16 protein-coding genes are annotated in these 14,017 nt (G+C 47.3%); 2 read left to right on the top strand and 14 right to left on the bottom strand.

The annotated features are described in order from the left end of the window. Positions 1-17 precede the first annotated feature (17 nt). Both cysQ and nudE read right to left on the bottom strand, forming a co-directional pair. Positions 18-839 carry a 3'(2'),5'-bisphosphate nucleotidase CysQ gene (cysQ, locus tag QTP81_RS15805; protein WP_289366819.1) on the bottom strand — a complete coding sequence of 274 codons (822 nt, stop codon included), beginning with the start codon at positions 837-839 and terminating at the stop codon, positions 18-20. After that, a complete protein-coding gene (gene nudE, locus QTP81_RS15810) occupies positions 839-1,405 on the bottom strand; it encodes an ADP compounds hydrolase NudE (RefSeq protein WP_289366820.1) in 567 nt (188 codons plus the stop codon). Before nudE ends, cysQ begins: the two co-directional genes overlap by 1 nt. 115 nt (positions 1,406-1,520) lie before the next feature. Here nudE and yrfG point away from each other — a divergent pair, with 115 nt between their 5' ends. Continuing rightward, positions 1,521-2,207, top strand: a complete 687-nt coding sequence (gene yrfG / locus QTP81_RS15815; protein ID WP_289366821.1) for a GMP/IMP nucleotidase — start codon at positions 1,521-1,523, stop codon at positions 2,205-2,207. Positions 2,208-2,225: 18 nt separating this feature from the next. Then, on the top strand, positions 2,226-2,753 hold the full coding sequence (gene yjjX, locus QTP81_RS15820) for an inosine/xanthosine triphosphatase (RefSeq protein WP_289366822.1): 528 nt from the start codon (positions 2,226-2,228) through the stop codon (positions 2,751-2,753). Positions 2,754-2,762: 9 nt separating this feature from the next. Here the strand turns inward: yjjX and QTP81_RS15825 are convergent, their stop codons facing one another. Genes QTP81_RS15825 through gspC form a run of 12 tightly spaced genes read right to left on the bottom strand, consistent with a single transcriptional unit; the run spans position 2,763 to position 14,017 of the window. Then, positions 2,763-3,518, bottom strand: coding sequence for a type II secretion system protein N (locus tag QTP81_RS15825; protein ID WP_289366823.1), 756 nt, complete (start codon positions 3,516-3,518; stop codon positions 2,763-2,765). After that, positions 3,515-3,994 carry a type II secretion system protein M gene (locus QTP81_RS15830; RefSeq protein WP_289366824.1) on the bottom strand — a complete coding sequence of 160 codons (480 nt, stop codon included), beginning with the start codon at positions 3,992-3,994 and terminating at the stop codon, positions 3,515-3,517. The genes QTP81_RS15825 and QTP81_RS15830 overlap by 4 nt, the downstream gene beginning before the upstream one ends. Before the next feature lie 6 nt (positions 3,995-4,000). Beyond that, positions 4,001-5,194: a type II secretion system protein GspL gene (gene gspL, locus QTP81_RS15835; RefSeq protein WP_289366825.1), complete on the bottom strand. Its 1,194-nt coding sequence runs from the start codon at positions 5,192-5,194 to the stop codon at positions 4,001-4,003. After that, positions 5,195-6,196 carry a type II secretion system minor pseudopilin GspK gene (gene gspK, locus QTP81_RS15840; RefSeq protein ID WP_289366826.1) on the bottom strand — a complete coding sequence of 334 codons (1,002 nt, stop codon included), beginning with the start codon at positions 6,194-6,196 and terminating at the stop codon, positions 5,195-5,197. Further along, positions 6,186-6,827: a type II secretion system minor pseudopilin GspJ gene (gspJ, locus tag QTP81_RS15845; RefSeq protein WP_289366827.1), complete on the bottom strand. Its 642-nt coding sequence runs from the start codon at positions 6,825-6,827 to the stop codon at positions 6,186-6,188. The genes gspK and gspJ overlap by 11 nt, the downstream gene beginning before the upstream one ends. After that, on the bottom strand, positions 6,820-7,191 hold the full coding sequence (gspI, locus tag QTP81_RS15850) for a type II secretion system minor pseudopilin GspI (protein WP_289366828.1): 372 nt from the start codon (positions 7,189-7,191) through the stop codon (positions 6,820-6,822). Before gspI ends, gspJ begins: the two co-directional genes overlap by 8 nt. Beyond that, entirely contained in the window at positions 7,188-7,805 is a 618-nt protein-coding gene (gene gspH, locus QTP81_RS15855; RefSeq protein ID WP_289367213.1) for a type II secretion system minor pseudopilin GspH, read from the bottom strand. Before gspH ends, gspI begins: the two co-directional genes overlap by 4 nt. A gap of 21 nt (positions 7,806-7,826) precedes the next feature. Further along, positions 7,827-8,252, bottom strand: a complete 426-nt coding sequence (gspG, locus tag QTP81_RS15860) for a type II secretion system major pseudopilin GspG (RefSeq protein ID WP_289366829.1) — start codon at positions 8,250-8,252, stop codon at positions 7,827-7,829. A gap of 13 nt (positions 8,253-8,265) precedes the next feature. Beyond that, positions 8,266-9,486 carry a type II secretion system inner membrane protein GspF gene (gene gspF / locus QTP81_RS15865; RefSeq protein ID WP_289366830.1) on the bottom strand — a complete coding sequence of 407 codons (1,221 nt, stop codon included), beginning with the start codon at positions 9,484-9,486 and terminating at the stop codon, positions 8,266-8,268. A gap of 1 nt (position 9,487) precedes the next feature. Further along, positions 9,488-11,047: a type II secretion system ATPase GspE gene (gene gspE / locus QTP81_RS15870; RefSeq protein WP_289366831.1), complete on the bottom strand. Its 1,560-nt coding sequence runs from the start codon at positions 11,045-11,047 to the stop codon at positions 9,488-9,490. Beyond that, positions 11,047-13,098, bottom strand: a complete 2,052-nt coding sequence (gspD, locus tag QTP81_RS15875) for a type II secretion system secretin GspD (RefSeq protein ID WP_289366832.1) — start codon at positions 13,096-13,098, stop codon at positions 11,047-11,049. Before gspD ends, gspE begins: the two co-directional genes overlap by 1 nt. 10 nt (positions 13,099-13,108) lie before the next feature. Then, entirely contained in the window at positions 13,109-14,017 is a 909-nt protein-coding gene (gspC, locus tag QTP81_RS15880) for a type II secretion system protein GspC (protein WP_289366833.1), read from the bottom strand.

The following is a 14,017-nucleotide window of genomic DNA, read 5'->3' on the forward strand; positions in this document are numbered from 1 at the left end:
GTAACTCCATTGTTAAATTAGTGATATTGGACGATGTCTCGCCAGTCGACGCGCTGGTCGCCAAGCACTACAAAGTCTGGATTCTCTACAGAATTACGTTGATTGTAGGTTAATGGCTCAAAATCGGCGGCTAAAATCTTACCGCCAGCTTCGGTCACGATACATTGTGATGCGCCGGTATCCCATTCTCCGGTAACGCCCAAACGCATAAATACGTCGGCTTTTCCTTCGGCAATAAAACAGGCTTTTAACGAGCAACTACCCAGAGGTAGTGTTTGATAAACACGCTTAGCGCTCATCCGAGAGAACACTTTCTCACGCGACTGACGTCGACTAATAGCGATTATCACCACGCTATCTTCGGGCTTGTCGAGCTTGCGGACAGAGATGCGTTCAGTGCCTTCTGGAGACTCTTTATACGCACCTTTCCCCTTTGAGGCATAATACAAGGACTGCCCAGGAGGCCAGAAGATCACCCCTATCTTAGGCATGTTATTTTCGATTAACGCTATATTGACCGCGAAGTCACCGCTGCGGGCAATAAATTCTTGCGTACCGTCTATCGGGTCAATCAGCCAATAGCGTTGCCAATGAGCGCGGTCAGCTAAGGTTCCTTGCTTGGTTTCTTCTGACATGATGGGAATATCAGGCGTTTCGGTGCGCAGCATATCCATAATGATTTCGTTGGCGTGATAGTCAGCACTGGTTACTGGCGACTCATCGGCTTTGGCATAGCTTTCATAGTCACCAGAGTCATAAATTTCTAGTACGGCGGCTCCGGCTTTCAGTGCTGCTCGTTTAGCGATGTCCAGCAAAACCTCAGTGCTGTAATCGGTCATTATGATTGTTCCTTTAACCAACGTTGCGTTAAAAATAATGCGGCGATTCCGCGGGCTTCTATAAAATCGTCCCGTGCTAGCAATGCCTCTGCATCAGCCAGCGGCCATTTGATCACCTCAAGCGGTTCTGGCTCGTCACCCTCTAATTTCTGCGGGTACAAATCACGTGCAATAACGATATGCATCCGCGCATTAAAGAAAGTCGGTGCCATCCCTACAGTATGAATATCATGTAATTCATTAGCAGCATAACCGACCTCTTCTTGCAGTTCGCGATTGGCAGCTTCAAGTGGAGATTCACCGGGGTCGATCAGACCTTTGGGAAAACCGAGTTGATAAGAATGCGTACCCGCACCATATTCACGAATGAGTAATAGGTCATTGTCAGCGGTTATGGGGACAATCATTACGGCTCCACGCCCTTGACCCGCCATGCGTTCGAACTGCCGAGTAGCGCCGTTAGAGAACTCTAAATCAACGCGCTCAACCCGAAAAAATTGGCTTTTCGCAACAATTTCGCGGTTGTGAATAGTTGGCAAAGGTTTGTTCGGATCTATTTTACTCATCTGCTGAACCAGCTAAACTTGATTATCAAATCTATACTATCAAATCACACTTAGCGATCGGTTAACGTGTGATTTATGGTTTTTCTATAGCTTACTGTAAAAGAAGGATAATCGCTTGCCTAATCTTGCATGGGATCAAATTGAAACAGTGTTGCTCGATATGGACGGCACGCTATTGGACCTGCATTTTGACAATCACTTTTGGATTGAACATTTGCCGAAAAAAATTGCTGAGAAAACCGGTAAGCCTGTCGCTGAGTGTCGTGCTGATATGCTTGCTCATTACGAGCGCGTGATGGGACAAATTGAATGGTACTGTCTTGATTACTGGGCTGACTATCTAGATATGGATATCGTCGCTGCCAAGCGCGAAGTCGAACACTTAATTGCCATGCGCGATGATACATTGCCATTCCTTGACGCGCTCCGGGATACGGGACGTCAGGTGATTTTGGTTACCAATGCACACCCTGGCAGTTTGTCGTTAAAAGTTGAACATACCAAGCTCGATAGTCATATTGATACCTTGGTGTCGACCCATGTATACGGGGTAACCAAAGAATCACAGTTGTTGTGGCAAAAGTTACAGGCCGACTATAACTTTGATCCGGCAAAAACATTATTTGTCGATGATAGCCTCACCATTTTGACGGCAGCACAAACGTATGGGATTGCCCATTTGTTGGCGGTAGAGAATCCGGATAGCAAACTGCCAACGCGTGAAATTGAAGGCTTTGAATCGGTAAGCGATTATCGCGATTTACTCGAAGTCATTCGAGCTAACCCAGTAACGGCAGCATAAGTTGATTGCGGAGTTTATATGTCATTAAAGGTAATTGTCGGCTCGCAAAACCCAGTAAAAATTGGTGCAGGTCAACGGGCAATAAGTCAATGGTTTGATAATGAGCACGTGGTTGCAGAGGGGATGAGTGTGCCGTCGGGGGTTGCTGATCAACCCATGACTGAGGCGGAAACTCGCTTGGGTGCCGTCAATCGTGTGCGTAAGTGTTTGCAACAGCTGGCACTAGAAAAACGCAGCGCTGATTGGGTTATCGCTTATGAAGGTGGGGTGGATAAATTTATTGATGGCCCGGCGACGTTTGCTTATGTTGCGATCAGTAATGGCAAGGACATGGCCGTAGGCCGCAGTGCTAATTTACCGCTACCACATGCCGTATACGCGGATTTACTCAAGGGTGTGGAACTGGGTGATGTGATGGATAAACACTTCAACACCGAAAACATTAAACAAAAAGGTGGAGCTATAGGTCTACTGACTAAGGGGCTAGCCACGCGCCAAAGTGTTTATGTCACGGCAACCATAATGGCGATGGCGCGGTTCCTGTAGGCTAATAATTTACAGGTTGATCAAGCGATAGCCGTCAGCGTCAACGTCTGTAAAGAACAATGCTGAAGCTTGATGGACTTCTTCGTGCAAGCTTGGATCGGGTTTAAATTTGCCGGTAACCGCAATATTGCGAAACGAACTAATTCGCGCGACCAAATTAAGACCAAGTAGATTTGGCTCTGCCACATTGGCAACTATCACGCCGTTATCACAACTGAGCTCAGCGTTGTAAACACCCATTGGAATGTTCTCCGTTGTACCTGCGACGCTGGCATTCAGCCATTCACCGCGGCCGACTAGAACGGCGCATTGTTGATCAAAATCCAGCTCATTGATGGTAACGCGAAAGCGACCACCGGCAATCACTGGAATAGGTAATTGAACGTTGGCTAAGACTTGATCGGTAGGCAAATATAGAATGAAATTATCGCTGGACAGCACGGGCTCACCACTGAAGTCAGTGGTCAACTCACCCGCAAATGAAATCTCATCGGCACGACGCTGATTGCCGGCGTCTAGGTCCAACGCTACTGAGCCCCACAGCAAAGGTAACGCTGAAAGACTCCAATTGACATCTTTGATAGGTAAACCGTTAACCACAACGTTACGCGCCTTGCCATTCCAAAACGTCCCCGATACGCCACTAACGCTTATGTTTTTGGGTAACTCAACGCGGCTCAATACTTGATTGGCAGGCACATATGCGACTAAAAAGACTAAGAATAAAACTGTGGCTAATACACCTATGCCGATTTTTGACTTCATGGTTTTCCTAACTGTAAACGGCGGATCTTAATTTGCCCAGGCGACTCTGCTTCGGTGACATCAACTTGTAGCACAACAACGCCCATATTCTCCAAAGCATTAATCCAATCTAACATGGCGTCAAACGGTACTTGGTCAACCCACACTTGTAACTCTTCACCTTGTGGTTGCATCCGCGAGATCACGATATTAAAGCGATTAGTTGTAGAGTTGACGGCTTGGGGTAACGAGCCATTGAACGTGCGCTGACCGCCATTAGAACGGCGTAATTGCGTAGCGCGCTGTGCACTTTGTTGCACCCACGCGAGTAAATCTTGATCGCGCTCTATTTGCGCTTGGCGCTGCTCAATACTCGTGACTAATGGCGACCAAATTACAAAATAAAATAAGCCAACCACGATAAACACCGCTGCGATCATGAGGATAATTTGTTCGCGTTCAGTCAGTGCTTTGTAACGTTCTATCAATGCTTGCATGTTGACTTACCCTTTGATGATCACTGAACCGATGACTTGGTTGTCACGGTTGTTGATGGCGCCTTGCTCAACGGTGAAGCCAGCTTGCTGAGCTTGATTGCCAAACTGTTCTAGGGCTTCAAATGTGCTCGCAACCGCCTGTAAACGCAGCTCCCCGCGTTCACCATCAAAGCGAATCGACTGCGGCTTAACTTGGGTTTGGGAAAACGCTGGCGAGAGTTGGTCGAGCATTGCTAGCATCGTCAACCCATTGCCGCCCTGTTCCAGCTTTGCCAACTCACTATTGACCTTGCGACGTACGTCGCGGTATGCCCCAATATCGGGGAATCCGCGTTTGATTTCACTATCGATTGCCGCACTTAGCTCTTCGTGTTGCTGATTTAGGCTACTCAGTGTTATCACTCTGTCGACGACAGACAAGGATAGTGCAATAAGTGCTAAAGACGCGGCTAATCGCCATTTTTTCCATGCAGCGTTGGTTTGTTTCTTTACCTTGTACTCGTTTTGCAGCAAGTTGAACGTGGCTGTTTGGCTACCCTTCACTAGCACATGCATTGGCAGCTCGAGGGTCTGTGTTTGCCATTCAACGTTGGCCAGAGAGCCCACTTCGATACCGCTGTAGTCGTGAATGAGCAAAGGGTCTTCCTGCTGCTTAGCATAATGTGCCACTGCAGGCATAAGCCATGCTTGTTCACCTTGCATACCGCTCCACTGGTCTTGACGTATGAGCCATTCACTGCCGACTTCAAGTAAGCTCCAGCCAGCTTCATTGTGTGGCAATGCCAAAACATCGGGAATTAACTTGTCACAGAACAAACCGGCTTCTGCGAGAACGGCCGACCAAAAATCCATTTGACTGCGTTTAACAATGGCAACTGCTTGCTGATTGCCATTCTTCGGCCCAAGGGCGAAGAATTGCTCGCTAACATCCGTTGATATCTCATCTTCGAGCATATAAGGGATCGCCGCAATGGCTTTGCGACCAGCGCGAGGTGGCAAGGTCACCCATTTCAATAATATGTCGCTACTTGGCGCTAAAGCCGTGACTGGACGCGAGCCAGCGCGTTCAGCGAGCGTCGCTAATTCAGCCGCATTGGGTAATTCACCGGATGCGATGATCTCTTGCTCAGCATCTGACCAGACGATCCAAAAGACTGGGCTTTGGGTGTCTGAGCCTAACCTGACTATCAGTTGCTCCATTTAGTATCGGCCTCCGAATTCGCGTCGTACTACACTGACTTTGTTGTCGTCACCAACGAAAAATACCGATGACATTGAAAAAGTCGCGTTATTGTAACGGGTCTTTGTGTATAGAATAAAATATTGTGTGGTTACTGAAAACCACTGTGATCGCTCTTCGTCGAGCTCGAGTGCCGTAATATCGGGCTCGGCCAAGAAGGTTGCCACGTCGTCGTAACCATCCGCGGGGCGACCGGCAATCAGTCTTGCGGCCTGCTCAGTATCTAAACTGGTAACGGCAGCTAACACGGGGGCTAGTTCCTCAGTCAGCGTATTCACATTGATTTTCATGCGTGCATCGTTAGGTATCGCACACACATAAGGTAATAGCTCGTTAATCCATTCAGGTGATACGCCGTTGACCATACGTAACTCAGTCTTATTCAGCATTAGCGTATTTGCCGCTAAATAAGGATTGGGTAAGGATTCATAATCAATATCTTCAGCACCGTAGCTACGCAACGAATCATCTTCATCGAGCCAATCAGCCAGAGAGTCGCGTACCGTATCGGCGGTAAATGAATCTAATTCGGGCAATAAGTCACGGGTTAGCATTAAGCGGTGAAACGCCTCCATGGTAGCCGTTACTTGTTCGCGATTGTTGGTGTTGTTGCTTTGTGAGTTAGTGCGTAGACTGTTGAGATTAAAACAGCTTTGCAAATCGACCAGTTGCGCTTTGATGCCACCATTGTCCAAAGGATAAATAAACTCTTGTGACCAAGGTTGGTCGAGGTGAATTTTATCGTTCGATTGTTCGAATAACAACTCAATGGATTTGCGTGCATACTGCTCTGCACCCAAGGCATACCAATAGGCCTGGTTACTATCCTTAATGTTGGCAGTACGCTGGGCTTGCAATTGCAGTCTCGCAACCATTTCAGTCCCGACAATAGCTACCAAGGCTACCACCAGTAAGACGATTAAAAGTGCGACGCCTCTGGCGCGGGCGATTCTAGTTTTCATCGACTTGTGCCAGGCTACTGGTGACAAATTCGCGACGGATTTCGCCGAAGGCTTGGGTGGTAATAATCAGTGCTACTGCGCGCGGCAGGACACTGCCATTATAGTTTTCATTCCAGTCACGTTCTGACTCTGGCGCACCTTCGCGTTTCACAAAAAACTCAACTTGGAAGTCCTCTACACCTTCGAGCAATACCCGCACTTTTGGCTCATAGCCAATGACATTGTCGACAAAATTACCGTAAACCCGTTCTAGCCGGTTATCTTGTAATCGATAGGCGACTAGTTGTAAATTGCTTCGTGGTAACATCAGCTGTGGGTTGTGCCAACCGGTGCGCACAAACGCAATACCATCGGCATCACTGTCTGCGCCAACACCACCGATCATGACCGACTCTTGTAAGTCGCCCTCAACCCGTGCTGGGCGCGGCACTGCTTGAAGTAAATCACGTTCGATAATCAATAGCGCCCGTTGCAGTTTCTCCAACTCTGCAAAGCGTTCATCAGATACATCATTAGCATCTATCATACGACTTAGCAGTGCGGAGGAGGCGACGCCTATCATCGCGAATATCGCGATGGCGATTAAAATTTCAAGGAGTGTGAAGCCGCGCGTGCGGTGCCAGTTATTCATTGGGCTTAGCCACAAAGCTGGTGACGCTGGTGATTGAATCGGCGAAGGTTGGATCGAGTCCAACAGCGATTTCAATTGCGCGCAGATCGTCGTCATTGGTTTTGCTGACAACGCGCTGCCAGTGCCAAGTGCGTCCAGCCATTTCTACACTGCCGCGGCGATTATTCGCTGGTGGCCAGCGATTATCTAGGTGTGTGCGGGTCAGTTGATTATTCGCGACCCAAGTTGCCAATGTTATTTCTTCCAATAACTCGACGTTGCGTAAATGATCCGTTGCGGTTTTCATAATAGCTGTTCCAGCCAGTGCAAATATCGCTATCGCGACCATGACTTCGAGCAATGTCATACCGGATGTGCGCGTCATAAGTCCTCATCCGGTCGCAACAGTGGACCTAAGCGTTGTAATGGTGCGGATTCTTCACCCTCTAGACGAAAATACGCGGGTTCATCATCTCCGAACTCCGGTTCGTAGCTAAACACCAAGCTGAAAGGCGTGATGTCGCCACTGGATAAAATCAAAATCTGGGGTGGTGGGGGTGGCTTATCATCCTCGCCTATTTCAACGCCGTCTTCAGAAACCGAGAGACTCTCATCAAAAACACCGCGGTCAAACAAACTGTCTTCGTCATTCCAAGGTAAATCGTCGAGATTGAGTTCCATGCTGAACTCGATAGGTAATTCATGCTCGGCGAAGGTGGGTACATCACTGATTGGTTGCCACTCATCGTCGTCATCGAGCATAGCAAAATGATAAGTACCTTCGTCTTCGTTGATGTAGAGGCCTAATTGCTGTTGATTCAAAATAGCGAAGTCTGAGGCCATATCAAAAACAACTTGTAGGCGTTTGACGTGTTCCTGCAGGCGGTCCGACTGGCTGGCTGAAAACGCATTATACATCACAACCGCCGCAGCAACGCCAATCATAAATAGCACCACCATCACTTCTAATAGTGTAAAGCCCTTTCTATTTGAGGTGATGAAGGTGGTAAGCACTTACTTTTAATTCAAATATTCGTTGATATTCCAATTGCCGATATCGTCGTCCGTGCCGGGCTCTTGATCCGGACCATTTGAGAACACATCTACCAATCCCAGCTCTCCGGGACTGATTAATGTGTAAGGGTTACCCCACGGGTCCTCAGGTAAACGCTGAATAAAACCACCCACGGGGAAGTTGCGTGGTAATGGTTCAATCGTCGGCTCTTCCACTAAGGCTTCAAGGCCTTGCTCAGTGGTAGGAAACACATTATTGCGCAACTTATACATCTGTAGCGCACCTTCAATATTTTGAATATCAATAGCGGCTTTCTTTAGCTGCGCCTCTTCCTGGCTGCCGATAATATTCGGTGCGACTATTGCTGTCATAATGCCGATGATCAAAATCACCACCATTACTTCAATCAAACTAAATCCTTTGGTTTTCATAAAACATCTCCAATTAGATCATATTGTTGAGAGATATGATCGGTAACAAAATTGCGATTACGATAAAAAATACAATGGCTGCCATGGTTAAAATTAGCACCGGCCCTAGTATCGCTAATGCAATATTGACCTGCATTTCAAATTCACGTTCTTGGTTGAGCGCTGCACGGGCGAGCATATCTTGCAACTCTCCACTCTTTTCACCTGAGGCAATCATATGAATCATCATGGGTGGAAAAACCTTGGTGGCCTCAAGCGAGCCGCGCAAACTGGTTCCGCCCTGGACTTTGCCCGCAGCTTCCATGACCAGCTGCTTTATATAAGTATTCTCCAATACATTACCCGCAATCCGCATACCTTCTAGTACCGGAATTGCACTGGCAGTAAGAATACTCAGCGTACTGGCAAACCGTGATGTATTGATACTTTTTATGACCTTGCCTAATACTGGAAAGTTTAATCGCATTTTATGTGATTTCAGACGAAAACGCTCATTGCGCATTAACTGACGATAGCCCACATACAAAAGTACAAGCCCGATTAACACCAGTAGTCCGTAACTCTTGGTGGCATCTGACAAAGCAATTAGAAACTGCGTAACCCCAGGGAGTTCTTGCCCCATATTGTCAAACTGTCCAACAATTTTAGGCACTACATAAGTCAATAACAGGCTAACAATACCTACAGCCACAACCAGCATAATGATGGGATAAATCAACGCTTGGGTAATTTGGTTTTTGACTACGTTACGGCGCTCAGTGTAATCAGCTAAGCGATTGAGCACCGTATCTAAATGACCTGATTTTTCACCAGCGGCAACCATCGAGCGATAGAGATTATCAAATACACTGGGGAACTCTCCTAACGCATCAGCCAGTGCGAAGCCCTCTACAACTTTAGAGCGAATGGCCATCATCATGTTCTTATGACGCGGTTTTTCACTCTGCTCGGCGACCGCTAATAGCGCCTCTTCAATAGGTAGCGCAGATTCAATAAGGGTAGCGAGTTGACGCGTTAATAATGCCAAGTCCGAAACGCTAATTTTGGGCGCAAATAGGTTGAATGTATTGCCTTTACCAGCGGCAGATTTTTTGTCGCTAACTTCATCCACATTGATAGGGATCAGCGCCATATCGCGCAATTGCTGACGCACTTGACGCGCATTGTCAGCTTCTAACACGCCTGACTTATTTTTCCCTGCTTGGGTTAAGGCTTTGTAGGCATAGGCTGGCATGTCAATCCTCGCGAGTAACGCGCAGTACTTCTTCTAATGCAGTGAGGCCTTGTAAGACTTTTGCACAACCATCTTCGCGAATACTTGGAGTCGTTGTACGCACGTACTTTTCAATACTTTGCTCACCTTTACCTGCATGCATCAGATCGCGGATGTTTTCATCAACGACTAATAATTCATGAATACCAGTACGGCCGCGATACCCTGTTTGATTGCATTCTGCGCAGCCTTTTGCACTGTAAATCGTCGTTGTAGCGGCGGTTTGGGCATCTAGCCCTAATATTGCTGCTTCTTGACTACTCGGTGCGTGAGGCTGTTTACAGCTAGGACACAGTGTTCTCACCAACCGCTGCGATAATACTGCCAGTAGTGAAGAGGATAATAAAAATGACTCAATACCCATATCTTCTAGCCGCGTGATCGCGCCCGCTGCGGTATTGGTGTGTAATGTTGAAAGTACTAAGTGGCCAGTCAGTGACGCTTGCACCGCGATTTGCGCTGTTTCGAGGTCACGGATTTCACCCACCATAACGACATCTGGGTCTTGTCGTAAGATAGCGCGTAGGCCTCTAGCGAAGGTCATATCAACACGCGGATTAACTTGGGTTTGACCAATACCTTGGAGATCGAATTCAATCGGATCCTCTACCGTAAGGATATTGCGATCTTTGCTGTTGATCTCGCTCAAGCCTGCATACAAAGTAGTACTTTTACCTGAACCTGTAGGTCCAGTGACCAGGATTATCCCGTGTGGCTTGCGAATAAGGCCTGAAAACAAACCGCGATTGACCTGCGTCATGCCGAGATCTTCTAGATTCAAACGTGCATTGTTTTTGTCTAGCAAACGCAAAACTACTCGCTCGCCATGACTGGCGGGCATGGTTGAAACCCGCACATCCACCGCTCGACCGGCTATTCGCAAGGTAATTCGACCATCTTGCGGTACGCGCTTTTCAGCGATATCAAGCTTGGCCATGACTTTGATCCGCGAGACCAACATGGACGAGAGTTTACGATTGGGGCGCAGTATTTCGCGCAATACGCCGTCAACCCGAAAGCGCACCACCAATTGGCTCTCAAAGGTTTCGATATGAATATCTGACGCCCCTTCTTTAATCGCTTCACTGAGCATGGCATTGATCAGTTTGATGATCGGCGCGTCGTCTTCACTTTCGAGTAAGTCTTCGGTGTCTGGCAATTCTTCGGCCAGTGAAAATAAATCACTTTCATTGCCCAAATCTTCCATCAACTGTTTAGCGGCCGATGAATCGCGCTGGAATGCGTTAGTAAGTACTTGCTCAAAGCGGTCGTCACTAATTTCTTCGAGTACAAATGGGGCACCAAAGAAGCGACGCACTTCGGCAAAGATATGAAACGGGGTCTCTGCGGTGTGGTAAAGCACGGCGGGTGTGGTATTTGTCTCTAATATGACTTTGTGGCGCTTGGCGAAACTGAACGAAAGCTGTGCGGGTTTTTCTACTGCCGATGCTTCTTCGGTATCGACCGCTTCAACCGCAGCCTCTTCAGTAAGCGCATCTGGATTGGTTGATAGCTCGCTCATTAATCATCCTGTCCACGCTCGTCGCGCTCTTTCTGCAATAAGTACTCTTCGTACGAAGGTGGCAAGGTTAACGCATCATTCCACTCAGGAATTAATGGACCTTCTTCATTAGGCATCAAGGGAACGCCTTCAGACTGGCGTTGCAATTGTTGGGCGCGGATATAGTTGTATTTGCGGTGTGAAATCTCATTCATTGTAACACCGTCGCGGACAATCTTAGGGCGCAAGAAAACCATTAGGTTGCGCTTGCGTTTCGACGTAGATGTCGTTTTAAACAGGTGACCTAAAAACGGGATATCACCTAATATTGGTACTTTTGAGACACTCTCTTGCACGTCTTCGTCAATCAAACCACCCAGTACAATGGTGCCGCCATCGTCAACGATAACTGTGGTTTTAATTTCGCGTTTGTTGATAGAAATATCAACTGATGTAGCACCACTTACACTTGATACTTCTTGTTCAATCAACATTTGCACGGCTGTACCTTCGTTGATTTGTGGTGTGACTTTTAGCTTGATACCGATTTCCTGACGATCCACGGTTGTGAATGGGTTGGAGTTATTTGCACCGGTCGTGGTACCAGTAATAACCGGGACTTCTTGACCAACTATAAAAAAGGCTTCTTCATTATCCATTGTGGTCAGATGCGGCGTAGCAAGGATATTGGAATTGGTATCATTGCTCACTGCTTGAACAACTGCACCCCATCCATCTTCGATAATGCCCGCAATCAGGCCGTTTGCGCCACCCAGTAAGTTTGCCAGCGGTGTTAGATTGCCTTCAATTGTTCGGGTGCTGGGAACTTCGGTGCCGTCACCTAACGTTCTTATCTCATTAACTTCTCGGTCTTCAGCTTGTCGCAGTGCTACACCAAGCGATCCAACAGGAACAACACCATTAGTAAATTGTGTTCCACCACCACTTTCTGAAAGCCATTGCACACCTAATGTTGTGCCGTCACCTTCAAACACCTCAACAATAATGGCTTCCACCTGCACCTGAGCACGACGTACGTCGAGTTGACGAATAACTTCATCAAGCGAACGCATCATATCGGGTTCAGCAGTAATGACCAGAGAGTTGGAGTCTTCGTGTGCGTCAATACTGACTTCGCGATTGCTTGAGCCTCGACGACTAGAGCCACTGCTTTGTTCTTCGGCTTGGATACTGGCAGATACCCCTTGGAGTACCTTTACCAAATCTTCTGCTTTGGCATAATTTAGAAAGATAACACGCGTATTACCGCTGGTTTCAAGTTCTTGATCCATGCGCTGGATAAGATTGATCAGACGTTGACGCGCTTTAACATCACCACTAACAATCACGCTATTGGTGCGGTCATCAGCGACAACTCGAGGATCTGATTTAGCACCTGTTCCAGCTTGTTTACCTTGTGATTTGTTGATGCTTTCAATGATGCGCACCATTTCTGATGCCGAAGCGAATCTAAGCTTAACGATTTCAACTTCTTCGTCACCGGCGCGGTCAACGCGTTCAATGATTTCAACTAAGCGGTTTACGACGGCTGCACGGCCTGTCAGCATCATTACGTTTGAAGGGTCATGACTAACCACATTACCGCCGCCAGCTTGGTCATTTAACTGACGCAAAATCGGCGCCAATTCACGTACAGGCACGTTGTACACCGGCACTACGCGAGTGATAAATTCGTCACCATTCATCAAGGCGCCTTCAACGACTGGAATGTTTGAAGCTTTAGCGTCTTTTGAGCGAACGACTTTCAAGATACCGCTAGGCATTTCTACAACAGCGTACTCATATACCTGAAGAACATTTAGGAAAAATTGATAATATTGTTCTTCGGTAAGCAAATCGTAACTGCGCACAGAAATTTTGCCGCGGACATTGGGATCAACAATAATTGTCTTTTTTAGGTTCTTACCAACGATGTTAATAAATTCGCTAATTTCCGTGTCTTTGAAGTTCGGTTGGTATTGTTCAGCGCTTACACCCACAGTATAAGTCAAACCAAACGATAAGCTTGCTACCAATAAGAGCCTTAGTTTTAGACGGCGCATAAAGCCCATAGTAATCTTCCTATTCCTCATCACTTGTTTCTGGTAAATCCAGATACAACGTCAAAAATTGTTCGTCACGTAAAACCGTTAACTGCAATGCATCAGCGGTGCGCAATTCACCCAAGGCTTCACGTGCTTGTTGCGGATCTGTTACGTCAAAACCATTAATTTCGGTGATCACATCACCAGCAACTAAACCGGCGGCTGTAAATAGTGCGGGGTTTTTACCTGGTTGCACTCGGTAGCCTAGCAGTTGCCCATCAACTTGTACTTGTGAAATCGATATAAAGTCAGTAAAGCTCGCTGGTTGTTCGCGTAACTGCTGGGTTGCTTCTAGCGCCTCATCACTTAAGCGAGGTTGCGGTGTGGGTTCTGAGCGTTGTGGTTGAGTGCGCGCGGTTTGACGACGACTGCGGTTTGCCTCGTCAAAATCAATACCATCTAGCATTAGTGTTTCGTTGCGTGCGCCATTACGAATGATAACGCGATCGCTGAAGACTTCGCGTAATGTCGCGTTGGTACCTTCAATTTTCTCACCGATACCATACGTTTGCTGATCACCGCGATGTTCAATAATTGCTGCGCCATTTGATTCTTGTGTGGAAGCAACCACACCGGTTAAGACTAAGTTCAATGAGGTTTCTGGTGCATCTGTAACACTCTCTTCTTCCGTTACAGTAACCTGTTGATTGAACTCGCCGAATAGATTGAGACGCTTAATCGCGGTCAGATTGATTTGGCTGCCATCTGGGCGCGTCGACCGGTCGACTTGGCGCTGTGCAGTGTTGCCTGTCGCTGATTCAGGCGCGGGAATTAGTCGCCATGTAAGCTCTGCTAAATATGCAATGAGATATATCGCCAACAACGCAACGATCACTGAATTAATCAATGACTGTCGTTGGTTAATAAAAGAAATAGCAGCTTGCAT

Source organism: Neoalteromonas arenosi (assembly GCF_030362855.1).
Classification (GTDB): domain Bacteria; phylum Pseudomonadota; class Gammaproteobacteria; order Enterobacterales; family Alteromonadaceae; genus Alteromonas_E; species Alteromonas_E arenosi.